General features: G+C 36.7%; 26 protein-coding genes. 12 read left to right on the top strand and 14 right to left on the bottom strand.

Features of this window, described 5'->3' with window-relative positions; all coding sequences use genetic code 11:
- Positions 1–4: 4 nt before the first annotated feature.
- A complete protein-coding gene (locus PLX19_RS18800) occupies positions 5–1,738 on the top strand; it encodes an SgrR family transcriptional regulator (protein WP_272190293.1) in 1,734 nt (577 codons plus the stop codon).
- Between the two features lie 36 nt (positions 1,739–1,774).
- On the opposite strand, the gene PLX19_RS18795 is transcribed toward PLX19_RS18800, so the two are convergent.
- Positions 1,775–2,230: an Lrp/AsnC family transcriptional regulator gene (locus PLX19_RS18795; protein WP_272190292.1), complete on the bottom strand. Its 456-nt coding sequence runs from the start codon at positions 2,228–2,230 to the stop codon at positions 1,775–1,777.
- 276 nt (positions 2,231–2,506) lie between these two features.
- Between PLX19_RS18795 and PLX19_RS18790 the strand changes: the two genes are divergently transcribed.
- Together PLX19_RS18790 and PLX19_RS18785 are read left to right on the top strand one after the other, a co-directional pair.
- Positions 2,507–3,430: a DMT family transporter gene (locus PLX19_RS18790; RefSeq protein WP_272190291.1), complete on the top strand. Its 924-nt coding sequence runs from the start codon at positions 2,507–2,509 to the stop codon at positions 3,428–3,430.
- 354 nt (positions 3,431–3,784) lie between these two features.
- Complete coding sequence (locus tag PLX19_RS18785) at positions 3,785–4,936, top strand: DUF418 domain-containing protein (protein WP_272190290.1); 1,152 nt, start codon at positions 3,785–3,787, stop codon at positions 4,934–4,936.
- A 64-nt stretch (positions 4,937–5,000) separates the two neighbouring features.
- Here the strand turns inward: PLX19_RS18785 and PLX19_RS18780 are convergent, their stop codons facing one another.
- On the bottom strand, positions 5,001–6,155 hold the full coding sequence (locus PLX19_RS18780) for a cation:proton antiporter (RefSeq protein ID WP_429756195.1): 1,155 nt from the start codon (positions 6,153–6,155) through the stop codon (positions 5,001–5,003).
- A 264-nt stretch (positions 6,156–6,419) separates the two neighbouring features.
- Here PLX19_RS18780 and PLX19_RS18775 point away from each other — a divergent pair, with 264 nt between their 5' ends.
- Complete coding sequence (locus PLX19_RS18775; RefSeq protein WP_272190288.1) at positions 6,420–7,823, top strand: amino acid permease; 1,404 nt, start codon at positions 6,420–6,422, stop codon at positions 7,821–7,823.
- Between the two features lie 314 nt (positions 7,824–8,137).
- On the opposite strand, the gene PLX19_RS18770 is transcribed toward PLX19_RS18775, so the two are convergent.
- The 4 genes from PLX19_RS18770 to PLX19_RS18755 form a co-directional block, all read right to left on the bottom strand.
- Positions 8,138–8,338 (bottom strand): hypothetical protein, encoded by a 201-nt coding sequence (locus PLX19_RS18770; protein ID WP_020061018.1) that lies wholly within the window; start codon positions 8,336–8,338, stop codon positions 8,138–8,140.
- A 115-nt stretch (positions 8,339–8,453) separates the two neighbouring features.
- A complete protein-coding gene (locus PLX19_RS18765; protein WP_272190388.1) occupies positions 8,454–10,925 on the bottom strand; it encodes an FN3 and LamG domain-containing metallophosphoesterase family protein in 2,472 nt (823 codons plus the stop codon).
- Between the two features lie 137 nt (positions 10,926–11,062).
- The gene (locus tag PLX19_RS18760; protein WP_272190287.1) at positions 11,063–11,668 is read right to left on the bottom strand and encodes a DedA family protein; all 606 of its coding nucleotides are present in this window, start codon (positions 11,666–11,668) and stop codon (positions 11,063–11,065) included.
- An 11-nt stretch (positions 11,669–11,679) separates the two neighbouring features.
- Complete coding sequence (locus tag PLX19_RS18755; protein ID WP_272190286.1) at positions 11,680–11,958, bottom strand: YkvA family protein; 279 nt, start codon at positions 11,956–11,958, stop codon at positions 11,680–11,682.
- Positions 11,959–12,625: 667 nt separating this feature from the next.
- Between PLX19_RS18755 and PLX19_RS18750 the strand changes: the two genes are divergently transcribed.
- Positions 12,626–12,991 (top strand): hypothetical protein, encoded by a 366-nt coding sequence (locus PLX19_RS18750; RefSeq protein ID WP_272190285.1) that lies wholly within the window; start codon positions 12,626–12,628, stop codon positions 12,989–12,991.
- 202 nt (positions 12,992–13,193) lie between these two features.
- On the opposite strand, the gene PLX19_RS18745 is transcribed toward PLX19_RS18750, so the two are convergent.
- Both PLX19_RS18745 and PLX19_RS18740 read right to left on the bottom strand, forming a co-directional pair.
- The gene (locus PLX19_RS18745; RefSeq protein ID WP_272190284.1) at positions 13,194–13,973 is read right to left on the bottom strand and encodes a DUF2935 domain-containing protein; all 780 of its coding nucleotides are present in this window, start codon (positions 13,971–13,973) and stop codon (positions 13,194–13,196) included.
- Positions 13,974–14,012: 39 nt separating this feature from the next.
- Positions 14,013–14,411: a VOC family protein gene (locus PLX19_RS18740; protein ID WP_272190283.1), complete on the bottom strand. Its 399-nt coding sequence runs from the start codon at positions 14,409–14,411 to the stop codon at positions 14,013–14,015.
- A 105-nt stretch (positions 14,412–14,516) separates the two neighbouring features.
- On the opposite strand from PLX19_RS18740, the gene PLX19_RS18735 reads away from it, so the two are divergent.
- The 3 genes from PLX19_RS18735 to cotJC are packed head-to-tail and all read left to right on the top strand — an operon-like array spanning position 14,517 to position 15,586.
- Entirely contained in the window at positions 14,517–14,732 is a 216-nt protein-coding gene (locus PLX19_RS18735) for a spore coat associated protein CotJA (protein ID WP_020061012.1), read from the top strand.
- Between the two features lie 7 nt (positions 14,733–14,739).
- The gene (locus PLX19_RS18730; RefSeq protein WP_272190387.1) at positions 14,740–15,003 is read left to right on the top strand and encodes a spore coat protein CotJB; all 264 of its coding nucleotides are present in this window, start codon (positions 14,740–14,742) and stop codon (positions 15,001–15,003) included.
- Positions 15,004–15,016: 13 nt separating this feature from the next.
- Positions 15,017–15,586, top strand: coding sequence for a spore coat protein CotJC (gene cotJC, locus PLX19_RS18725; RefSeq protein WP_251229912.1), 570 nt, complete (start codon positions 15,017–15,019; stop codon positions 15,584–15,586).
- Between the two features lie 48 nt (positions 15,587–15,634).
- Here the strand turns inward: cotJC and PLX19_RS18720 are convergent, their stop codons facing one another.
- Positions 15,635–15,817 (bottom strand): hypothetical protein, encoded by a 183-nt coding sequence (locus PLX19_RS18720; RefSeq protein ID WP_272190282.1) that lies wholly within the window; start codon positions 15,815–15,817, stop codon positions 15,635–15,637.
- 315 nt (positions 15,818–16,132) lie between these two features.
- Between PLX19_RS18720 and brnQ2 the strand changes: the two genes are divergently transcribed.
- Complete coding sequence (gene brnQ2 / locus PLX19_RS18715) at positions 16,133–17,452, top strand: branched-chain amino acid transport system II carrier protein BrnQ2 (RefSeq protein WP_272190281.1); 1,320 nt, start codon at positions 16,133–16,135, stop codon at positions 17,450–17,452.
- 217 nt (positions 17,453–17,669) lie between these two features.
- On the opposite strand, the gene PLX19_RS18710 is transcribed toward brnQ2, so the two are convergent.
- The 5 genes from PLX19_RS18710 to PLX19_RS18690 all read right to left on the bottom strand — a co-directional run bounded on the left by PLX19_RS18710 (position 17,670) and on the right by PLX19_RS18690 (position 22,226).
- A complete protein-coding gene (locus PLX19_RS18710) occupies positions 17,670–17,849 on the bottom strand; it encodes a hypothetical protein (protein ID WP_272190385.1) in 180 nt (59 codons plus the stop codon).
- A gap of 319 nt (positions 17,850–18,168) precedes the next feature.
- Entirely contained in the window at positions 18,169–19,167 is a 999-nt protein-coding gene (locus tag PLX19_RS18705) for an ABC transporter permease (protein WP_272190279.1), read from the bottom strand.
- A gap of 1 nt (position 19,168) precedes the next feature.
- Positions 19,169–20,071, bottom strand: coding sequence for an ABC transporter permease subunit (locus PLX19_RS18700; protein ID WP_272190278.1), 903 nt, complete (start codon positions 20,069–20,071; stop codon positions 19,169–19,171).
- Between the two features lie 252 nt (positions 20,072–20,323).
- Positions 20,324–21,322 (bottom strand): ABC transporter permease, encoded by a 999-nt coding sequence (locus PLX19_RS18695; protein ID WP_272190277.1) that lies wholly within the window; start codon positions 21,320–21,322, stop codon positions 20,324–20,326.
- Between the two features lies 1 nt (position 21,323).
- Entirely contained in the window at positions 21,324–22,226 is a 903-nt protein-coding gene (locus PLX19_RS18690) for an ABC transporter permease subunit (RefSeq protein WP_272190276.1), read from the bottom strand.
- 390 nt (positions 22,227–22,616) lie between these two features.
- On the opposite strand from PLX19_RS18690, the gene PLX19_RS18685 reads away from it, so the two are divergent.
- The 3 genes from PLX19_RS18685 to PLX19_RS18675 are packed head-to-tail and all read left to right on the top strand — an operon-like array spanning position 22,617 to position 25,572.
- Entirely contained in the window at positions 22,617–23,717 is a 1,101-nt protein-coding gene (locus PLX19_RS18685) for an efflux RND transporter periplasmic adaptor subunit (RefSeq protein ID WP_272190275.1), read from the top strand.
- The gene (locus PLX19_RS18680) at positions 23,714–24,388 is read left to right on the top strand and encodes an ABC transporter ATP-binding protein (protein ID WP_272190274.1); all 675 of its coding nucleotides are present in this window, start codon (positions 23,714–23,716) and stop codon (positions 24,386–24,388) included. The genes PLX19_RS18685 and PLX19_RS18680 overlap by 4 nt, the downstream gene beginning before the upstream one ends.
- Before the next feature lie 2 nt (positions 24,389–24,390).
- Positions 24,391–25,572, top strand: a complete 1,182-nt coding sequence (locus PLX19_RS18675; protein WP_272190272.1) for an ABC transporter permease — start codon at positions 24,391–24,393, stop codon at positions 25,570–25,572.
- Positions 25,573–25,605: the final 33 nt, after the last annotated feature.

The raw sequence follows: 25,605 nt of genomic DNA, 5'->3' as shown, positions 1-25,605 counted from the left end.
TAACATGAAAATTATGGACCACTATATTCGGCTAAGACTTTCCTTTCCAACTAAACAACACATTCAAAATAGTCTCCAAGAACTGGCCGCTATTTTATTTTGCAGTACAAAAAATGTGAAGATTTTACTGAAAAAAATGAGTGAAGAAAAACTAATTAACTGGATACCAGGGAGAGGTCGCGGGAATAAAACGGAAATTTACTTTCTGCAAACGTTCGGAGAAGCGATTTTACCGCATGTTGAAGAGCTTTTAAAAAATGAGAAATTAAAAGAGGCATTTTTATTATTGAAAGAACCGCTTCCTTTCTTACTCCGTGAAAAAATAGAAGAACGATTAAATACTTATTTTGGATATAAAACTTCAGGCGATCTGTATGATGTGCTCAAAATTCCATATAACCGAAAATTACTCCCCATTGATCCGGCTTTTGCTGCTGTCACAACAGAAAGTCACTTGATTAGCCAAGTCGTTGATACATTAGTGAGATATAACGAAAAAGTTGACGAAATCGAGCCGCATTTGGCACATACTTGGGAAGTAAGCGATGATCAACTTACGTGGACATTCTACTTACGTAAAGGTGTTCGCTTTCATCACGGAACAACATTATCAGGAAAAGATGTGATCTTCTCCTTCGAAAGATTGCAGACCGTTCACTCTCCTTTTGACTGGTTAACAGAGGGAATTGCGAAAATAGAAAACCCATCTCCTCTGCAAGTTATCTTTCATTTACGAAAACCAAATCGCTTTTTTCTACATTACGTAAGCTCTGTGCAACTGTCCATTTTACCGCACGATGTAACGATTCAAACTCATCAATATAGCGGCACAGGCCCATTTAAAATAAAAAGCTTTACGGAAGATAATGTTATTTTAGAAGCATTTCCAGATTATTTTAAAGAGCGGGCACTTCTTGATCAGATTGAATTTTGGTTTGTTCCAGAGCAGTCAAAAATACAAACAAATTACGAATTACCAAATATGGGGTGTAACGAAGAAAAAGAAGTAGAAACAGAAGAAATCGGCTGTATATACGCAGCGTTTAACTTTCAAAAACATGGCCCGCAGCATGATATCTTTTTCCGAAAAGCATGGGCAGAAATCATGGATCCCCTATCGTTAATTCAAGACCTTGGTGATAATCGTACCATGCCGGCTTATAGCTTCTTTCCCGATAAAAGCCGAACAATGCATAAAGAAACATCTTTATCAAAAGCGAAAGAATACCTGCAACAAAGTACGTATAACGGAGAGACGATACACATCTATTTCTTTGCGTTTAAAGGGAGCGAGCGCGATGCAATCTGGTTACAAAAACGATGTGAACCACTCGGTATACATCTGCAGCTTCATCCTTTTCTAGTCACTGATTACTTTAACGAAGAGATTGCTAAGCAAGCCGATATCATTTTAACTGGAGAAGTACTCGACGCTAATCTTGAAATGGCTTTTGTACATATCTTTAAAAATAAAAGCTGCTTCGTTCATCGCTTCAGGCATCCACATTATCATGAGCAAATCGAGGGCATGCTTGACCGTTTTATAGCAGAGCCAAGTAAAGAAAAACGATATGACTTCATATCTAATATCGAAAAACTTCTTAGCGACCAGTACCTTCTTGTCTTTTACTACCATGTCTTAAAAAGAAGAAGTTTCCCATCTGCCTTGCAAAATGTCACCATCGACTCTTTCGGATGGACAGACTTTGCAAAACTGTGGATTCGTCCGCATGTATAATTGGCGGAGCTAAGCAGCTCCGCCATCTTTTTCACCCTACAAGGGTAACACAGTAGAATACTTAATCTCCCGCAGCGCCAAACTCGTTTGAATTCTCGTAATGCCGAGCATATTTAGTTTACGAATAAAACGTTCCAGTTCATTTCGATCGCGGTGCACCACTTTTAAAATATAATCATACTCCCCCGTTAAACAATGACATTCCAATACTTCTGGCATTTCGCGCATCGCCTTTTCCAACACTTCGAGCTTCTCCGCTTGATGAATATTTGTGCTGACAAAAATAAAGCATAGTAAGTCAAAGCCAAGTTTCTCTTGATTTAAAATGGCTACTTGCCGATTAATAAATCCTTCATTTTCTAACCGTTTCACCCGTGCATGTGTAGCTGGCGGCGAAAGATTAACGCGGCGTGCAACCTCCGCGTTACTTAGCTGCCCTTCTTGTTGCAACACATTTAAAATTTGGACATCTAAATGATCTAACTGTTCCATTTCCAATCTCCCTTTTCATCACAAAAGATTATTCACGAAAACACATGACAATCACGCGTAAAATGAATAAAATTCTGTAAAACAAATTAATCACTTTATATTATTTCGAATTTTAATAATTATACAAAATAATATATATGACAAACAAGAAAAATGCTACAATTTACATAGTTTAAAGTATATGTATTACACCACCGTGCACAGTGGCTTTTTTTATCCTGCATTAACGGGCAATGCGCAAGCCCAACTTTCTTGTAAAAGGAGCTAACTCGTATTATGCCTTATGTTATTTTATTACTCATCACAAGCCTATTGTGGGGCGGAAATTTTGTCGTGGGAAAATCTCTTGTCGGGCACGCTTCGCCGATGACACTTACGACTCTTCGCTGGGGTATTGCCGTCATTTGTCTTTTCCCAGTTGTTTGGCTGAAGGAAAAGAAACTATTCCCGCCGAAAGAGGCCATTCTCCCTTTATTTCTAATGGGGGTTACTGGCGTTGTATTCTTTAACATTTTTCAATTTTGGGCGTTAGAGCATACATCTGCTACAAATGTTGGACTTATTTCTACGTTAAATACGATTTCTATCGCTGCTTGTTCGGCACTATTTTTAAAGGAAAAAATGAATATATGGCAAATCACATCGATGATTATTTCCTTTTTTGGCGTTACGCTCGTTCTTTCAAAAGGTAAAATAGATGCACTGTTTTCCTTACATTTTAATATCGGTGATTGGTGGATGATGGCAGCCGTATGCGTATGGGGCATCTATTCCGTTTGCAGTAGATGGGCAACAAAAAAGACGACACCGATGATGTCTACTTTATATTCTGGTATCTTTGGTCTCATCATATTGATCCCTTTTAATATCTCTGATTTCACAATTTCAAATGTAAACGCTTCGTTCTTAGGATCTATTCTATACACAGGTGTAATCTCAACTGTGTTATGTATGGTTTTCTGGAATATCGGCGTCCAAAAATTAGGGGCAACTACAGCTGGTATCTTCTTGAATTTCAATCCGATTTTCACTGCTATTTTAGCGTTTCTCTTATTAGGAGAACAAATGACGTGGATGCAAATCGTCGGAAGTGTGATTGTGATTAGTGGCTGTTACTTATTTTCGCATTTTAAATCCGCTGCAACTCCTAAACAACAATATACAAAGCATCTTGCAAAGAATCATGAAATCGCAGGGTGAAAAGCATCCAGATTTGTATTTCTGACTAATGGTTCATCCCCAAAATAGAAACATTCTTTTTGGGGATGAACTCTCAAAAAATTTGTACAAACAACTACTTTTATAAAATCATTACTAAATAACCACATTTTGAGACCCCTTATTTAAAACTCACCTTATATTTACTTCAAAAATATACAGGACATACCTATTAGGTATTATAATTTTCCAAAAAACAAATAAGTTATCACATATAAAATCGTCCGTGCTTTTCATCTCTTCCACACTATGACTATTTTCACTTCAGTACACATACATATCAATAAAATACGTCTTATCAAAACATTCACGCACGGACGTAAATGAGGAGGGTTTATGGAACAACCTAAGCGGATTCGTTTGCTCGATGTATTACGTGGATTTGCCATTATTGGCACACTTGGAACGAATATTTGGCTGTTTGCCAATCCAGGGGATTTTCTTTCCTTTATGTCAGCTAGGGGACGAGTTGGCAGTTTGGAGACGTTTTTTGCCGCCTTACAAGCCGTATTTGTTAACGGAAAGTTGCTCGGACTACTAACCATTATGTTCGGTATGGGGCTAGAACTCAAATACCGAAAAGCACAGCGAGACGGATTACCGTGGCTACCATTTTATATTTGGACAATGACTCTTCTATTTTTAGACGGATTACTGCATTATCTTTTTGTGTTTGAATATGACATTTTAATGAGCTATGCATTCACTGGCATCATCGTCGCTTTTATCATTCGCTGCCGAGACAGTGTGATGAACCGCTGGATGAAAGTCTCTGCCTATATTCATGTAATTGGGATAGTCATTGTTTCTCTTCTTTCGATTGCTCTCCTCCATGATGAAAATTTGGTTACCGAGATGGCTAAAGGATTTCGTGAAGTGAAAGATATCTACACAGAAGGAAGCTACCAGGAACAAATCGCTTACCGTTTACATAACTTTGCCACTTTGCGCACAGAAGTCATTTTCATCCTGTTTATGAACATTACACTCTATATTGGGGGCATTCGTCTTTTCCGTAGCGGTGCCATGTCACCAAACGAAGAAGGCAGACACATCCGAAAGAAGCTGTTAAAATGGGGGCTCGGGCTCGGTTTGCCGTTAAACATGCTACTCCTTGTGCCAGGTGAATTATTCGATTTACCCGTTCGCTATTTGTTCGCTCCAATACTATCACTTGGCTATATCGGCTTGCTTGGTTGGCTACTTGAAAAAGGCTGGTGGAAATGGTTGCTTGCTCGTTTTGAAACAATCGGAAAAGCGGCACTCAGCTGCTACGTGTTTCAAAACATCTTAGCCTCACTTTTATTTTATAGTTGGGGATTGAACCTTGCTCCTGTTCATAGTGTGTACGCCATTTTAGCAGCTTGGATCGGCATTAGCATCGCAATGATGATTATCGCTCATTGGTTCATAAAAACAATAGGCACAGGTCCACTTGAATGGTTATGGCGTAAGCTTTCATATATGCCGTTCAAGCAGAGAATGTAAGGAATAAGATAAACAATTAGAAATTGTCCCCCGCAACGCAAATACAGGGGACTTTTTACTGCTCTCACACAAAATACTTCTTTAACAAAGGCGGCGTAATAATCGTCGTCAAAATAACAACGATGACAATCGATGTAAAACTTTCTTTCGCCAATAAATTAGCAGTCAATCCGTTTGAAGCAATAATGAGTGCTACTTCTCCTCTTGATACCATTCCTGCTCCAATGCTAATGGAGGAACGCAAATCAAATCCTGTTAACCGAGCACCAAGTCCTGAGCCGATTAATTTTGTGAAGATAGCAATAACAGTCATAATGACAATAAACCATATTTGGTTCCCTAATCCGTGAAACGTAATTTCCATCCCAATACTTACGAAAAAGATTGGAACAAAAATGGCATAGGCAATCGGTTCAACTTTATGCTCTACTTCATGCTTATATGTAGTTTGCGAAATCGCAATTCCAGCAGCAAATGCTCCGATAATCCCGGCAATCCCCATCATTTCACTGTAATAAGCAAAGGAAAAACAAATAATGAGCGCCGCACTAATTAATGATTCTGAAACACGAAGCGGCGATAACACCTTCATAATAAACGGAACACCTTTCCAGCTAATAAGAAAGATCGTGACAAAAAATATGACTTTCTTCGCAATGACGATCGTTATATTCACATCTTGTGTGCCGAGAAAACTCATTACAAATGCTAGTAAGATGACAACGATCACGTCATCAAATACAGCTGCCCCTAAAATCGTTGTGCTTTCTCTCGTATTCATTTTCCCAAGATCTCGTAATGTTTGCACGGAAATACTAACAGACGTAGCGCAAAGAAGTAGCCCTAAAAAAATGGCATGCGCCTGCACCATCCCAAATAAAAGACCTCCAATATATCCGCCAACAAACGGGAAGATAATCCCCCCTATTGCTACAGCAAAGGATGATGTAAGATTACGGTTTAATTCCTCTAAATCTGTTTCAAGTCCAGCCATAAACATAAGAAGCAATACCCCAATTTCACTTAATTCATCAATCAGCTCAGAGCTATTGATAATGCCAAGCATCGCCGGGCCAATCACAATACCGATAATTAACTTTCCTAATACAGATGGTTGTCCGATCCGTACGCTAATATCACCGGCCAGTTTCGTACAAAGCAAAATGACGACAAGTTCAAAATAAAATAACATAATATCTTCTCCTAGGTAAACATGCATGCGTTTTTTACCGTAGTGTTCGCTTAATTGTGTCGTTTTATTTGTTACAGTTTTTATTGACAAAATATTCTGAATTATGATAAATTCACAAGTGAAATTACATATTTATTCCAAAAGTGCAACTGCACCACCCTCCATTGTATGTATATACTATACAATCTCAACTCTCTATTTCGTTTTTTCAGGTGCTACGAAACCTCGCAGTTGTATTGATCCCGTTTTAGTGGGAGTAAGACCAACATTTTACAGAGAGGAGATTTGAATTTGAAAACACTTTTACGAAAGAAACCCCTTACAACCGAAGCACCACGTCAACTCAACCGAACATTAAGCGCCCTTGATTTAACTTTTTTAGGCATCGGAGCTGTAATAGGGACAGGCATTTTCGTTTTAACCGGTATTGTTGCGGCAAAGCACGCTGGTCCTGCAATTATGCTATCATTTCTCATTGCCGCCTTTACTTGTGCATGCGTTGCTTTTTGCTACGCTGAGTTTTCCTCTTCTATTCCGATTTCGGGAAGCGTTTATACATATGCTTATATGACAGTTGGAGAAATTGTTGCTTTTATCGTCGGCTGGTGTTTAATGCTTGAATATTTACTCGCGGTTGCTGCGGTTGCCGTTGGTTGGTCTGGTTATTTACAATCACTACTGCTTGGATTTGGAATCAAACTCCCAGCCATCATCGCCTCTGCCCCTGGTATAGGAAAAGGAGGCTTCATTGATTTACCAGCTGTCCTCATTATCCTTTTTATTACATTGCTCTTAAGTAGAGGCATTCGCGAAAGCGCTCGCATAAATAATATTATGGTACTCATTAAATTAGCCGTCATTATTGCCTTTATCGTTGCCGGCGCAAAATATGTAAAACCAGAAAACTGGACACCGTTTCTACCATTTGGTTACGACGGCATTATTGCCGGAGCTGCAACTGTATTCTTTGCTTTTTTAGGCTTTGATGCGATTGCAACTGCTGCCGAAGAAACAAAGAAACCGCAGCGCGACTTGCCAATTGGAATTATCGGTTCTCTTCTGATTTGTACTGTATTGTACATCACTGTCTCCTTTGTACTAACAGGGATGGTTCCTTACACAAAATTAGACGTATCAGATCCAGTTGCTTCTGCACTAAGGTTTGTTGGTGAAGATACAATTGCTAGTTTCCTAGCTGTAGGAGCAATGACAGGGATGACAACTGTTATTCTTGTCGTTATGTATGGACAAGTCCGCGTCTCCTATGCGATGAGCCGCGATGGATTACTGCCAAAAGCATTATCTCGCATCAATCAAAAGTTCAAAATACCTTTAGTAAACACATGGATTATGGGGATTGGCGCTGCGGCGCTTGCTGGTTTATTAGATTTACACATACTTGCAAACCTTGTAAGTATCGGTACATTAACAGCATTCACGTTCGTTTGCTTTGCCGTACTCATCCTACGAAAAACACACCCAGACTTACCGCGAGCATTCCGCGTTCCATTTGTCCCTATTTTACCAATCATTGCAATTTGCTGTTGTCTATACTTGATGTTCAACCTTTCAAAAGAAACATGGATTGGCTTTGGAATATGGCTAACAATCGGTTTATGTGTATACTTTTTCTACTCAAAACGAAACAGTCATTTAATCCTTTCTAAGCCAAACAATGAAAAAAAAGAAGCGTAAAAAAGCAAGCTCGCTAAAAATAGCGAGCTTGCTTTTTTATCCCGCATTAACGGGCAGTAATACTCCCGCCTCAAAATTCAGCAAAAGCATTGTCCAGCTCTAGCGGCTAGAATCTCCGGTCGTTTCGCCCCCTCGGACGAGGCAAAAAAACGCCTCTCTGCCTTGAACTCCAACGTCCTGCGATTCTGAACGAGCCGCTTCCGCTTTTCTTAAGAAGTTAGGCGGTAGATAAACTGCCCGTAAAAGCCCGATTGGTGAGGGCTTTTAATCAGTGGGGGATGAAGAAAACCCCCACTGATTAAAGTTTCACTTTATCATTTCTGTTCTTTCTTCTTTTTCCAAGATTCCATACTATCAAAGAAAAAGTTAATAAACAATGCTCCTAGTCCCCCTAATACAAAGGTTATTAAAAAAAGCATCCACAGGCTTTTATCTCCCAAAAATTTATATCCGACTAGGAGCACGATACCAACCCATACATACTCAAGAATTTGTTTTATCTTTCGGTTTGACACATTATCCGCTCCTTCTAAACAATCTCTATTCTATTGTAACATATATTCTATTTCCTCAAGTCCCAAATGATCCTCACGCAAAAGAGACTTGTCCTTGACAAGCCTCTTCCCCGCCCTATTTGTTAATACTATTCTCAACAAGCTTAGCGGCAGCCTCTAATGTGCGCTCTATACTATCTGCACGTTGGTCCGTCATATTTTGATCACGTACAGTTGCTTCGGCTACTTGTATTTTTTGCTCTAATGCTTTCACTGGTTCATGCTTGTATTGTCCTACCTCTGTTCCTACTTGTATCTTTGTTAAGAAATCTTTTGCCTCATTAATCTTTACTTGAAGCTTTTTTTTCGCCGTTTGTGGCTTTTCTTCTGCCACTTTAGAATGTAAAAAGGTTTGATGTGCCGTTTGTAACGATTGATACAGTGTAACGATTTCTTCTTTTGTGACCATCATTCTTTCAAACGTTTCTTTTGCACCGTTATATGCTTTTTGTAATTCAGTAAACGCTTTTTGTGAATATTGACCAGATTTCTCTCCAAATTCGTAAGTACCTGCCAATGTTTCTTTCACCTTATTCATTTCTTCATATAAGTTATGAATCTCTTCTATTTTTATCCGGTTATTAAACTCACGATAAGCCGCTTTCACTTCAGAAGGCGTTAATGCCTTACTATATAGTCTTGCAAGTACAACTTTCCCATTTAATGGAACATTACCATTGCCAGCGTTTGTTGGATCCGCTCCAATTGCAAACGGTACATTTGGATGATACACTTTCCCCGTTACTCGCTGACTATTTACTTTTTTTCCATCTACATATACTGCAAGTTCACTTCCATTATATGTTCCTGTTAGATGGTATGTTTTATTAGCTTCTAGCTGTACACCAATACGTTTATAACTGCCGCCAATATGTGCCCATAATTCTACATAACCAGAACCTGTTGACTCAAATCCAATTCCACCGCTTTCGGTATTTTCCATAATTGCTTGATTGCGAATTTGATTCATAGAAAAAGCTGCTTCCAGTGTAAAGGAATCCTTTACCTTCTCTTTTTGCTCATTTGAAAATGGAATATATCCATATGTATTATCCTGTCCACTTAATTTCATTACGTGTTTCTTTAAAGGTTTCTCATACTCAATTGCCACATTTCCTTTTACACTTCCATTTGCACCAAACGATGAATAATCTTTAAAAGTACCATCTAAAAAGTTCACATCGAATACATCTGCTTTCGGTACTTTCGCATTCGGATCAATTACTTCTGTATTCGTTTCAAATTCTTCGCGCAAAGGAGCACCACTTTCATTTCCAAATGAATCTAATGCTGTTACTTCTATGTTATATTCCGTATTAATATCTAGCCCATCTAATGTAAATGTCAGCTCTTTAGGTACCGGATCCCGGTAGAACTCGGAGAAGGCTAAAAGTTGTTTTTTCACCTTTCCTGTTGCTTTCTCTTTTGCTTGCAAACGGTATGAATGAACGAGTAAATTATCTACAGCTTGCGGAAATGTCGCTGTCACAGATGTCTCTGTTATATCCGAAAGTTTCAGCTTTACATCTTGTAAAAATGCCGGTTTTTCCTTATCACGATCTTCTGTATACTTGAAAGATTCTTTCTTTGCTGGAAGATCAACTACCCACGGCTCACCTGTCCAAGAGTTATTATGAAAATCACGGCGATGAATCGTCACTTTTTGATCGTCTACTTCTACCAATAAACCTTGGCTTAATGTGTCAGCTCCCGGCGGTATATTTCCCTGTACTTTTCCCTTTTCTATTTCCATATAACTAACTGATGATGTACCAACAGACGTAAAGTCTTTTTGGTGAATTGACCTTGGATCATCAAGTGGATAATGAGAATGACCAGAAAATGTTACAGCTTGTGGATACTCTTTTAAGACTTCATTAATTTTGGCACTATCATTTGTCCCCCATTCATGACTCCCGTACACTGTTCCTTTAATTTGCTGATGTAAAAAAACAAAGATTGGCTTACTTGGATCAGCTTGTTTTGCTTTTACTAATTCCTGTTTCAACCAATTAATTTGTGTATCTGAGTAATATCCATGTGTTACTCCATTTTCCGGGCTCATCACAAGAAAATGATAGTCTTTTACAACTTTGTGATAATAGATAGATTCCATTCCTGTTTTTTTAAGAAACCGTTTCTGTGCATCTTGTGCAATTAATCCGTTCCAATAATCATGGTTACCTAGAGCATACATAGCTGTTGCATTTTGGTTTCCATATTGCTTGTAAGTTTGGAAGAAACGATCATACTGCTGCGTTGAACCACTGTCTGTAAAATCACCAACAACTACAAAGGCATCTTGTCTTGGAGCTACTGCATTTAATTGCTGCAGCGCTCTTTGAAAACGAAACGTATCATCCGTTCCACTATTTTTAATGTGCACATCACTTAACACCGGAAAAACAAGCTTCTTTTCTGATGATTCTTTCTCTGTTTTTTCTTCTCTTGTTTCCGCGAAGCTAGTCCAAGAAAAAGATGTAAATACTAAAAAGAAAACTGCTAAAAAACCAATAAGACCCTTCACTTTACACAACGTCCTTTTGATCACAAAAATCCTCCTCGTATATATTGTAAAATACAAGAATATTTTAGCGAAACGTTATTAAAGCAGTATAAATCAAAGGTAAAAAATATTAAAAGTTTGTAAAAAAAAGTAAAAAACCGCCGAGATAAGGCGGTTTTTTATCGACATTCTCTTCTACTTTTTTTCTTAATAAGCTTGTACATCACAAAACCAATTAAAAAAACAGCGATAATCCCTGCTATCGGCAGCATATATTGCTCAATTATCGCACCGGCCTTATGCCAATGCGGACCAAGTTTCATCCCAACATAAACATACAGCGCTGTTAATGGGAACATCGCAACAAATGTATAGATGATAAACTGCCAAATATTCATTTTTGCCATACCGCACGGAATTGAAATCAGTGTCCGTACACCTGGAACGAATCGCCCTGTAAATGCTACTACCGGACCATACTTCGTAAAAAATTGATCTGCTTTTTGAATTTGTTCTTCTTTTATAAAGAAATACTTTCCATACTTCATTAATAGAGGACGACCTCCGTAATATCCTAAAGCATACAACGTTAACGGTCCTGTCGTTCCTCCAATTGTTCCTGCCAAAACAGCAATCCAAAAATTCATATCACCTTCATATACCCAATAACCAACAAGCGGTAAGACAACTTCGGCTGGAACAAATTCAAACGTTAAGGCTAACATAACACCAAAATAAGAGAATTGTTTTAAGTAATGAATAAAATCTAAAATCAGTTGCTCCATCTATCTTTCTCCTATTCTATTAATCCATATTTATCCTGTAAATGAACAGGTGCCATCTTCACAATTCGCTGCAAAACAAATAGAATTATCGCCACATCATCTAGCACACCAAAAAACAATAAAAAATCTGGAATGATGTCAAACGGAAACATGACATATCCACATAAGAATAAGATAGAAAGCATTTTCTTCTGCAATTCAACATCCTTTGATATAAAAAATTCACCTAAAAACGGAATGAATTTACGTACTTGAAAAATTAGACGTACTCTTTTCCACAACTTTCTCATATTCCTTCTCCTCTCTCGGTCTCTTATTCCAGCATACAAAAAGGACCTTTACCGAAATGGTAAAGGTCCTAAAAAGACAATAAGGGGCCCTTACCATGATTGGTAAAGGTCTCACTAACAACAAGATTGTTGCCAACAAAGCCGAGGGTTTCTCCCTGTAATGACGACTTTGCTGCTAGAGCTACTCCCCTTTATATACATGTTTTATACCGCTATGTTAAAAGGTTTCAGTTAAAAAGTCAATGATTTCTCTTATGTATGAATACTAGACTATCCAGTGAATAGCCTCTCCCGATGAACTTTACAGTCTGCTTGCAGAAAGAAAGTCTTTATTTACAAAAAATTATTGACGGTAACGCAGAGTGTAATTATTCTAATTAAATATGGTTCTCACGCAAAACTTCAAAGTGGAAACATGATTTCATTAATAGTCAAAAACTATATAAATACAAATTGAAAACCAACAAAAGCAACAAAGCCGCAAAGCAATTTCTCAAGAAAATAGAATATCCGCATCAGAACCACAAAATATAATCGTTTACTTTATTATTTTTTAGAAGAGGAGTACTATATGTTTGTTTATTTCTATTATTTAATTATGTATTTTTTCACAGTAATCTTTGGACTTCAAGTTTCTAATTGGGCATCACCACTTCTTTCAATGTTTATGGATCCAGATTCAATAGGAGCATTTCTTTCTATACTAGTAGCGTCTAGTATTTTATCAGCTATATTCTCATTTTTATTACATTTTATTTATATTTGGAAATCCGATTCAGATAGGTTTTTAAAACCGTTTTATCGGGCACATTTTTTTGCTACATATATTTCAGGTGCGTTCTCAATCGTAAACATAGGAGAAAAAACTTTAAAGGAATGGAACTTTGAAAATCTTTCAGTTGATAGCGGTACAAAAGTTGCTTGTCTTATATTGCTATTTGTTGCATTATCAAACAATGCTTTTTATAAGACTTTTGAAAAAGAGATTGTTAATATGCTTCAATCTAGCGTAAAGAAATTCAAGGCTAAGTAGAATAAATACCAGAGGCTATTGTCGGAAAAAGAGATATGAGCTACGCTGGATTTAAACACGAGAAAAGATATTATGAATCGCCAAATGATTTACCTTTGTATCAAAAGATGATGTAATTATCATTTTTTATTGTTTGCGGACTAATTTTTTAAATTATAAATAAGTGTGAAAAAAAGCTAGAATGAATCTAGCTTTTTTGTTTTTAAAAAGGTTTACAATTTGGAATCTCTATCCCAGAAGACTGCGCCAGTTTTAATAAATAATAGCACTCTTCCCTTGCCATATGATCTGGCATTCTCCCCGAAAGCATGCTTAGCATTTGTCCCGATAACTCTAACTCTTCTAGTTCATGAAGAAAATGCGAAAATAAAGTAATTTCCAGCGAAACATCTTTTGTGAACTTCTTTAAAGCAGAGAAAGATACTAATTCTGTCCGTAAATAACCAGCCATTTCAACAGCTTTTAAATAAAGTTGTTCAAAATGCTTTTCATATTCTTCACTTTTTTCTTTTAAACGTTTTTCAACCGAATCTAGTCCGACAGACATAGCTTCTGCATGACCGGCTGCATCTATTAGCCAAAGAAGATGATGGTGCAATTCGTGAAAAAGAGGAGGTGTTTTTCCTTCCGTCAAATACTTCAATATTGTTATGTATTCTTCGACTTCATTAACCATGTGATTAAGAAATGTCGGTGTTAAATGAATAGAAATTTTCCCTTCTAATTGTTTACGTAAAATGTGCAATTTAAACTTTCTTATTTCATTTGCCGCTTCATTTGCCGCTTTTGCAAGTGCAATTAAGTCAGTAGTTCCAATTTCCTTTTTCAATTCATCAAATTTTTGTATAAAATACATTGCTCGCTCGATTTCTTCTTTTTCTTTAGGAGCTAAAGCATCCGTTATAAAATGAGCATGATCTTCCAAAATCCTTAACCAAAACCGATGCTCGAATAATGCATTTTCTTCATAAGCTCGATCCATCATATTCTCCTCCTCGCAATAGCAATAACTAGCTTATTTTCACATACCTTTTGCGTATGATATTGACTCTTCACTCTCATATTGTGATTGCAATTGAATCATATGCCCGTCAGGATCATATACAGATATCACTTTTTTCTTCTCTATATAATCTTCTATTTCTGTGTACATCACTTGATAGTAAGCTAACTTTTTCAGTAACTTCTCCGCCTTATTGGATTGTATATTCACTTCGATTTTCGGAAGAAATTGTTCACATTGCGTAACTTCTTTTTCTTTATTTAAAATACAACAAATCCGCATTTCCCCTGCATCATACCACACCCCAGGTACATCTAATTGCGGCCTTTCTATGCTTGACCGAAAACCTAATATACCTTCATAAAAGTATAATGTTTTCTTCAAATCTCTAACCTCTAACACAACAGAATGTGCCATCTTATCCTCCTTTTCCACTTATTAGTTTTTGTATATGAGTCATAAACGATAATTATGTTTGAATACAATACATAATAGCGATGTTTTCCAAAGGAGGTGTATAGGTTGAATAAATCCGTGAGGTCATACACACCGTATCACAGTCCACAAGACCCTTGTCCACCAATCGGAAAGAAATACTATTTTACCCCCCCTCATTTATTTATGGGATTTCAGCCAGCAAACTTACCGCAATTCTCTCCGAGTGAGGCACTAAAGAAAGGGACATTGTGGCCTGCTTTATATGATTATTATGAAAATCCTTATAAAAAAGGACGGTGAGACCATCGTGGCGCAACCACTTCCCGATGAATTTTATAAATGGATGGAAGAAATGCAGGAGCTCGATTTTGTACTCGTAGAACTCACCCTCTATTTAGATACCCATCCTGATGATGTTACATCCATTAAACAATTTAATGATTTTTCCTATAAGCGTAGACTATTAAAACAACAAATCGAAGAAAAATACGGACCGCTTCAACAGTTCGGAAATAGTTATTCAAAAGCTCCTTGGGAATGGAATAAAGGGCCTTGGCCATGGCAATTGTAAAGGTGGGGAAAATATGTGGATCTATGAAAAAAAATTACAATATCCTGTAAAGGTAAGTACTTGTAATCCAACACTTGCAAAATATTTAATTGAACAATACGGCGGTGCTGATGGCGAATTAGCCGCTGCTCTGCGCTACTTAAATCAGCGCTACACCATTCCTGACAAAGTAATCGGTTTATTAACAGACATCGGAACGGAAGAGTTTGCACACCTTGAGATGATTGCGACAATGGTATATAAATTAACAAAAGACGCCACACCTGATCAAATGATAGCGGCTGGTCTTGATGCTCACTACGCTGATCACGATAGCGCCATTTTCTATCACAATGCTGCAGGCGTTCCTTTTACAGCAACTTACATACAAGCAAAAGGAGACCCAATTGCAGATTTATATGAAGACATCGCCGCAGAAGAAAAAGCGAGAGCCACATATCAATGGCTCATTAATATGTCTGATGATCCCGATTTAAACGATGGATTACGTTTTCTTCGAGAACGCGAAATTGTTCACTCCCAGCGCTTTCGAGAAGCAGTTGAAATATTAAAAGAAGAACGAGATCGGCAAATATATTTTTAAAATATATGAAAAAACGAAGTGACCTCAATTGTGAGGTCACTTCGTTTTTTATAAACCCTCTTTTGCTGTTTTAATACATTTCATTAAAATGGTAGTGCCTGTGATATTCATTACAATACTTGTTCCAAGTGAAACTGCCCATAATACACTTGGTGCTGATAGTGTTAATGATAACATTAAGAAAACCATATCTACCGAAACAAAAATAAATCCTAAAAACTTGTTATTCAATTTAAACACCTCTTTTTTATAACAGTATTTACCTTATCACGATATGAAATTATTTATCAGTATAATAACCGAATATCCTCTGATAACTCATTCACGAAAATTAGAAGAACTTCCACATTTTTGGCCTTCACTCTTTCTTTTCCATCCGTTTCTACAATCCCCTTTCTTAGAATGATTATTCAACTTAGTAAATCAATTAGTAATTTTTTAAAAATTAACTGTTGCTTTCTAGTCGTCAGACCTTTAAAATAAAAACATCAATTCGACAAATTATTTGAATTTTCGACAAAAAGAATCTAGGAGGATTTTTATAGAATGCGTACAACCTTAAAACCATCCCAAGTTCTCTCAATTAGCTTATTGCTATTTGCGATTTTCTTTGGTGCTGGTAATATGATTTTCCCGCCCCTACTTGGTCTTTCATCTGGAGAGAATATGTGGGTGTCTATCGCAGGATTTGTAATTACAGATGTCGGTTTATCATTATTAGCAATTGTTGCAGTTGCATTAGCAGGCGGCAACTTCAAAACACTTGCAAGCCGTGTTCATCCAAAATTCGCAGCAATTTTAGCCATCATTATTTACCTTTCTATTGGACCGCTTTTCGTTATCCCGCGTACAGGATCTGTTTCATACGAAATCGGAATCGTACCGCTGTTCCAAGATCACTGGTATTCTATGTTGCTCTTTACAGGAATTTTCTTTACGATTACCTACTTTCTATCATTAAACCCTTCCAAATTAGTGGATCACATCGGAAAAATTTTAACACCTATCTTACTTGTTATTATTGCCGTAATGGCAACAAAAGCGATTCTTTCCCCAACGAGTTCGTTCGCTACTCCTGTTGGTGACTACAAAGACATTCCATTTTTCAAAGGGTTTTTAGAAGGATTTTTAACATTAGATGCAATTGGAGCACTTGTATTATCTAACATTGTTGTAAGTGCCATTCGTCAAAATGGTGTACATGATAAAAAAGCAATTACGAAATATACGATTATATGCGGAAGTATTGCGGCGTTATTTTTAACAGTCATTTATTTTGCGTTAGGTTATATCGGCGCATCAAACGGGCACCTTGGACAATTTGAAAACGGTGGCCAGCTCTTAGCAACGGTTATGTACAATTTATTTGGGACAAGCGGTAACATCTTATTAAGTCTAGCCATTATTTTCGCTTGCTTAACGACAGCAATTGGCGTTGTGAGTGCATTTGCAAACTACTTTTCGAATGTATTAACAAATGTATCATACAAAAAGCTTGTACTGTGGGTGTGCATATTTAGCTTTGTTGTTTCTAACTTAGGGTTAAGCTTATTAATTAAACTGACATTACCAGTATTAATTATCCTTTATCCAATTACAATTATCTTAATTTTCGTATCGTTTATTGATAAATATACGAAAAGAAAACCAAGTGTATATGTCGGTGCCATGATTGCGGCCTTTATTATAAGCTGCATTCATGCACTTGATAACATCGGCATGATGCCATCTGCCATTTCATCTCTTGCAAGTGCAATTCCATTTTACAGCTTAGGAGTTGGCTGGATTGTTCCAGCAATTATCGGCGGTATTGTCGGCTACTTCATTCCGCAAACACAAACAGAAGGTGAAGTTTCTGCAAAGTGAAAAGACTAGGAATTCATGGCTATTGAAAAAATGGGGAGCGTTTTGCGCTCCCCATTTTCTCTGTTTTTATATCTTTATATGTTCTATTTACGCCTTCTAGGAGAAGGCATGAAGCATATAATTAACTCTGCAAATAAGAATTGTTATCGCAAACATTTTCATACTTTAAATTAATAAAGTTTCCATTTGAAGTAGTGGATAATATATTTTTACTGAATTAGAAAAATATATTACATTTTGAACAATATGGAGCTGAGTTTCCCCTTCTAATTTTCTTATTGCATTTTGAACAAAAAACATATAATTCTTCTTCTGCTTGGCGTTCTATCATGCTTAAAGCATACACTCTTAAACTAACCATAACACCTACTAAAATTGCACTCAAGAATACTAACATCTTATCCCCAACCATTACAAAAATGAAATTTATGGTAATTAATTCGTTTTTTATTTTAACCGCGTATACGATTGAATTCAAGTCCAAGAAAACTTTCTAATATATTCTTTCCCCCCTCTATTACCATGTTATTAGAAAAAGCACTTATTAGGGGCTGTTACCAAAAAGAGGGAGTTCTTTGAAATGCTACGAAAAACAAAACATGCTATCACTCGCTTTCTACCTTTGTTTTGAAACATCGCACGTGGCAGAAATAGGCCCTGACCGCTTCTACGCATGGCCAGTCCCTCAAGCCCAACTAAAAAAGGGTTTTAAGTTCTTACATCGTATGCTTAAATACAAATAACTCTTCCTTCGCTTGTGTTATAGATTGTGTCGTTTCTATCTCTTCCTGCTCTGATTTCTCCCCTAACCTTGCTTTCTCCACCGCATCCTGAATACATTTCACAATCATATTCCCTGAAAAAATTGTTAAACCAAAACAGATAATCGGTACAAGAGGAATCCATGGATGCACTGATAAAGAACGAAAATATACCCCAATTAATCCTGACCATTCATGAGTAAAAGAACCGGTCTCTCCTCCATAAAACTTTACTGTTCCCCCAAAGAATAAATCTAATAAACCAAGATGCAATAAAATAATAAGTGTCTGGACAAACTGCTGCATAAATACGATGACGAAAGTTGGGTACAAATGCGGAAACACATGTTTTATCAAAAGGTGTCGTTTACTTCCTCCTAAAATTTTAGCAGCATCAATAAATTCTTCTGTTAATACCTTACGAATTTCATTGGCGACGTACAAAAAAAGGGTCGGAACTGCAAGCGCTGTTAATAAAATAATTTCAAACGAAGCTCGTTCAAAAAAAGATGACATTTCTTCCCCGTTCTCAAATGTAATTGCATGTCGTAATGAAAAAGCTGCAATCATAACCATCGGAATAATTGTAAAGCTATCAAAAAAAGCTTCTAATTTTGGAAACCCTCTCTTTACATACATACCGAGAAAAACACCGAAGCAAACTCCAAATACAATCCGCAACAATGCGATGAGTATGGAGATTCCAATTGTCCATTTCGCTCCTTCAATTACTAAGTTTAATAAATCAAATCCCTTTTGATCTGTTCCAAGTAAAAACTGAAGCGAAGGTGGAAATGGAGGTACTTGTAGTATTCCATCCCCATTATACTGAATGGACACCCTCCGAATATGCCCATCGTTAAAAATTGTATTTCCAATGCTTAACAAAAGAATGATAGTAATGAATGCACTACTAATCCAAAAGCGCTTATCACGTTTCAACTGTTTCCACATTTTATAACCTCTCTTTCATCGCATTTGGAACGAAATAATGAAACAGCTTAAAAATAATAAAAATAGGTATATAAAGCAGCAGCAAACTAACTGTAAAAAGAGGAATACCTGTTGCGAAATGCTCCTCGGCAGCTACTCTTACAAATACAAACATGCCATATGTATTAAACATCCATTCAATAATGTACAAATTAGATAACATAAACCAAATGTTCGTTTTTGTAAAAAAAAGCGTACTTAATAGCACATTACGTAAAACATGGTGATTTAAAATATAAAGTTTATCCAGCCCCTTTGCCTTTGCAAATAGAACATAATCTTTTTCAAGTTCTGTTTCAAAACGTAATAATACTAGTTTCACAAACATAATCGTTGTCGGTACACTTAAACAAATAATTGGTAATCCTCGAACGGATTGCTCCCCTATCCCTGAAATACTTACAGCTAAAATACCTGTCTGTTTAAAAATCCAAATGACGAAAAGCTGCGAACCAATAATAAGAAGAATATCTGGAATGGATTCAAGAAAAAGTAAAAATGATTTAATTTTCTTCTGAACTCTAGCATTACTCCGTAAAACGATATAGACAATTAAAAAGGCAATCAAAAGTGAAATAAAAAAAGCTGCTAAAAAAATAATCATCGTTTCTTTATAGTGGATAAATAGTTGTGGAAATAGTGGTTTTGGTGTTGGTCTTGTACTATTACTAACTGGCATATACGTCATCGATGATAGATGTAGTAGACTATTGCATACCATCTTAATCGTTTCTACATATTTATAAAGGTCTAACTTTAACCCCTGAAACAAACCTGGTAACGCTCCTACACAAATAATTCCAACGATTGATAAGAAAAGTTGCACAATGACTTCCGAACTATGTATAAACACCCTCTTTGTCATATTTGCCTAACCCCCGATTCTTTTTATTCCATTTTACACACTATTTTCCAATTGCATATATTTTCTGTAAATTAATCTTATTTCGTTTCTCTATGTGGAACTCTCCATCAAAATTTCATTTTTCAACATATACGTCACTGCTATAAAAAGACAACATGACCCCCTCGAAAGAGAGAGAAACTGACCACCACTACCACACATGGCCAGTACCTCCCGCCCACCTAAAAAGAGGGTTTTAAAGATTTTAAGTCCTCACATCGTATGCTTAAATACAAACAACTCTTCCTTCACTTCCGTTATAGACTGTGTCGATTCTACCTCTTCCTGCCCCGCTCTCTTCCTTGACCTTGCTTTCTCCACCGCATCCTGAATACATTTCACAATCATATTCCCTGAAAAAATTGTTAATCCAAAACAAGTAATCGGTACAAGCGGAATCCATGGGTGCACTGATAAAGAACGAAAGTATATCCCAATTAATCCTGACCATTCATGAGTAAAAGAATCGATCTCTCCCCCAAAAAACAATACCGTTCCCCCAAAGAATATACCTAATAAACCGAGGTGCAATAAAATAATAAGCGTCTGGACAAACTGCTGCATAAATACAATGACAAAGGTTGAGTACAAATGCGGAAACACATGTTTTATAAGAAGATGCCATTTACTTCCTCCTAAAATTTTTGCAGCATCTATAAATTCTTCTGTTAATACTTTACGAATTTCGTTGGCAGCGTACAAAGAAAGGGTCGGAACTGCGAGCGCCGTTAATAAAATAACTTCAAACGAAGCTCGTTCAAAAAAAGTTGACGTTGCTTCGCCGTTCCCAATTGTAATTGCATGTCGTAATAAAAAAGCTGCAATCATAACCATCGGAATAATTGTAAAGCTATCAAAAAAAGCCTCTAGTTTTGTAAACCCTCTCTTTACGTACATACCGAGTAAAACACCGAAGCAAACTCCAAATATAATGCGCAATAATGCGATGAGTATGGAAATTCCAATTGTCCATTTTGCTCCTTCAATTACTAAGTTTAGTAAATCAAATCCCGTTCTATCTGTTCCAAGTAAAAACTGAAACGAAGGTGAAAATGGAGGTACTTCTGGTATTCCATCTTTATTAAACTGAATGGATACCTTCCGAATATGTCCATCGTTAAAAATTGTATTTCCAACACTCAACAAAAGAAATATAGTAATGAATCCACTACTAATCCAAAAGCGCTTATCACGTTTTAAATATTGCCACATCCTAACCCCTCTCTTTCATTGCATTTGGAACGAAATAATGAAACAGCTTAAAAATAATAAAAACAGGTACATACAGCAGCAACAAACTAACTGTAAACAGCGGAATACCTGTCACAAAATCCCTTTCAGCTGCTACTCTTACAAATACAAACATGCCGTATGTATTAAACAACCATTCAATAATGTACAAATTGGATAGCATAAACCAAATGTTTGTTTTCGCAAAAAAGAGCGTACTTAATAATACATTACGTAAAACGTGATGATTTAAAATATAAAGCTTGTCCAGCCCCTTTGCCTTTGCGAATAGGACATAATCTTTTTCAAGCTCGGTTTCAAAACGCAATAATACTAGTTTTATAAACATAATCGTTGTCGGTACACTTAAACAGATAATGGGTAATCCTCGAACGGATTGCTCTCCTATCCCGGCAATACTTACAGTTAAAATACCTGTTTGTTTAAAAATCCAAATGACGAAAAGCTGCGAACCAATAATAAGAAGAATATCTGGAATAGATTCGAGAAAAAGTAAAAATGATTTAATTTTCTTTTGAACATTAGCGTTACTCCGTAAAACGATATACACAATGAAAAAAGCAATCAAAAGTGAAATAAAAAAGGCTACTAAAAAAATAACCATTGTCTCTTTATAGTGGATAAATAGTTGTGGAAATAGCGGCTTGGGGATGGGACGTTCGCTATTACTAATTGGTATATACGTCATCGATGATAAATGCAACAAATTATTGCATACCATCTTAATCGTTTCTACATATTTATGAAAATCTATTTTTAAACCTTGAAACAAACCAGGTAATGCTCCTACACAAATAATTCCGACAATCGATAAGAAAAGTTGCACAATGACTTCTGAACTATGTATAAACACCCTCTTCGCCATATTCTCCTGACTCCAATCCTTTTTATCCCATTTTATAAAATATTTTCTAAATTGTATATATTTTCTGTTAATTTTCATTCATTTTCCAACATACATGTCGTTTCTATGAAAATACACCGCCCTCTATTTTAACATTGCCTGTGACCGAAAAGGTCCTGACCGCTCCTTGTGTATTGCCAGCTTCTTCAGGCCATTTCAAACAATGCTTTTCTGTCGGTTTTTCATAGAGTGACTGAGTAGTTATAAGGTTTTTTATAAATCCAATATATAATGAACTTGCAATATTACAAAAATGTAATATTATTGTAAGATAAAACGATTTGTCAGACTCCCCTACCACATTATACTGAGATTACAGAGACAAAAATGAGACGAAAAGGTGAAAATAGAATGAAAAAGAAAACGAAATTATTAATTGTCGGTTTAGCAACAATCGGAATTTGTGCTGGTTCTTACTTTGCGTTAGCTGGCGGATCTACACCGGCTATGGCATACAACGGTTATAAAGTAACAGAAAAAAAGATTGAAAATGCACAAAAATTTGGCGGTGAAGTTATTCCAAACGGTATCGAAACAATTGCATTTGATCCAACGAAAGGTAACTATGAGCTTGCCGTTAAAAAAGGCGATCAAGTAAAAAAAGGACAGTTGCTTTTTAAATATAGCAACTCATCTATTAAACTAGAAAAAAGTGAAGCAGAAATGCAAAAGAAATTAGCCGAGAAAGAAGTTTCACTCCTTCAGAAACAACTGGACGCAGCAAAACAAAGACTACAAACAGCAAAACAATCTGGTGCTGCAGGTGACATGTTAAAAGCTGCTGAACAAGAAGTGCAAGCACAAGAAGCGCAGCTTGAAACGAAAAAGTTTGAAGTCGAAAAAGCGAAGCAAATGATACAAAACAATCAAGAAAAAGAAAATGCACTATCAGTAACAAGTCCTGTAGATGGCACAATCGAAGACATTAGCAAAGGTGCAGAAGAAAAAGCAACTATGAATGGTATGACAATCCGCACTGCTGGGCCATTAAAAGTAAAAGGGCAGTTATCTGAATATGAACTCTCTCAAATGAAAGTTGGCCAAGAGGTTTCTGTTACATCTAAAACAGTACCAGGAAAAACATGGACAGGAAAAGTAACAGAAATTGGAACAACACCAGTAAAAAATATGGATGAAAACAAAACAGTTTCTAACTATCCTTTCGTTATTACATTAGATAATAATGATGACCTACAACCAGGCTTCCATGTTTATGTAACAGCAAAATCTGGTGAAGCAAACGGTATCGTTGTTCCCAAAAGCAGTATCGTGAAAAAAGGTGATAAAAACGTCGTATTCGTTGTAAAAGATGGAAAAGCAAAAGAACAAGCCATTACCATTGAATTTGAAACAGATAGCGAAGCAAAAATTTCTGGATTAAAAACAGGTCAGCAAGTAATCTCAAAACCAGAAAAAGATTTACAAGATGGTATGGAGGTTAACATGAAATGATTGAATTAAAAGGCATCACGAAGTCTTTTCAAAACGGAGAAGAAGTTGTTCAAGTGCTACATGGCATTGATATAACACTAAACCAAGGTGAATTTACTTCCATTATGGGACCATCTGGTTCCGGGAAATCAACATTAATGAATATCATCGGTTGCTTAGACAGACCGACAGCGGGCACATACACGTTAGCCGGACAAAATATTTCAAACATGTCCGAAACAGAACTGGCGCACATTCGCAATAAAGAAATTGGATTTGTATTCCAAAACTTTATGCTGCTCCCTCGTCTCAATGCAATGCAAAATGTCGAACTACCACTAATCTATGCTGGTGTAGATAAAAAAGAGCGACGCGAGCGTGCACTAGCAGCATTAGCAAAAGTAGGGCTAGCCGACCGTGCAACTCACTTGCCGAATGAATTGTCAGGTGGACAAAAACAACGTGTCGCTGTCGCTCGTGCGATTGTGAATAATCCAAAATTCATTTTAGCCGATGAACCGACTGGTGCACTTGATACGAAAACGAGTACACAAATTATGGATCTCTTTTACGAATTAAATAAACAAGGCTCTACCATTATTATGATTACCCATGATCGAGAAATTGGGGAAGCGGCAGCACGCCAAATTGTAATTCGTGACGGAAAGATCGTCCAAGATTGGAGAGGTTGAGTTTGAACTTAAATGAAAATATACGTATGGCCCTTTCCTCCATCTTCGCTCATAAAATGCGTTCCATTTTAACAATGCTTGGAATTATTATTGGGGTTAGTGCGATTATTACCATTATCTCTATCGGTGATGGAACAAATGCTAAATTCCGTGAACAAATCGGGAAAGAAAAGAAAGATCAGTTTCAAGTAAACTATAGAACAGATGATTTTTCAGATATGGACGGGAAAATTTCTGCAAGTATGTATGACGATATCTCAAAAATTCCTGGTGTTCAAGATGTTTATCCCGATGTTAGAAGCAAAGCGAAAGTATATGCGGGAAAAAAAGATTTAGATATTGATGTAATTGGCGCTAAAGGAGATTACTTTGATGATGCCTCTAAATTTCAACTTGAACACGGCCGATTTTTAACAGCTGCCGATCTAGATAAACCAGAACATACAATTGTATTAAATAAAGATGCATTCGATAAATTGTTCTCTTCATGGGAGCCCAACTTATATGTAGATATGAAAGGTACACCTTACAAAGTGGTCGGTGTATATTCCATCAAAGCAATGATGGGTGGTGCGGACTTTAAAGAAGGTATTATCTCCGCAGAAAACTGGCCTGTTTTATTCGGTAAAAATAATTATGATAGTATCACAGTAAAAATTGCTCCTGGTCAAGATAAACAAGCTGCACAAGATGCAGTTGTAAAATTATTAAATGATGCTAAAAAACCAGAGCACATAGGGAAATTCAAAGTACAAAATCTACAAGACGACTTAAAAGAAATTGATAAGTTCACGGGTATCTTAAAAAGTGTATTCGGTGGTATTGCAGCTATTTCACTATTAGTTGGTGGTATCGGTGTTATGAACATCATGCTTGTATCTGTCACAGAGCGTACACGTGAAATCGGAGTCCGTAAAGCACTCGGTGCAACGCGCGGAAAAGTATTAACACAATTTCTCATTGAATCCTGTATCTTAACAGCATTAGGCGGCTTAATCGGATTTGTACTCGGTATCTTCTTTGCCTGGATTGTATCCATATTTGCAGCATGGCCGCTCGTTGTCTCAGTAAAATTAGGCTTAATCTCGGTCGGACTATCCATGTTAATCGGTATTGTATTCGGCTTACTTCCAGCCAACAAAGCTGCGAAGCTAGATCCAATTGAGTGCTTACGATATGAATAAAATAAAGTGAAACTTTAATCAGTGGGGCTTTTA

The sequence above is a fragment of the Bacillus sp. BP-3 genome, from assembly GCF_028401955.1.
In the GTDB taxonomy this organism is placed as follows: Bacteria; Bacillota; Bacilli; order Bacillales; family Bacillaceae_G; genus Bacillus_A.
This window is presented reverse-complemented; position numbering and strand designations above follow the sequence as displayed.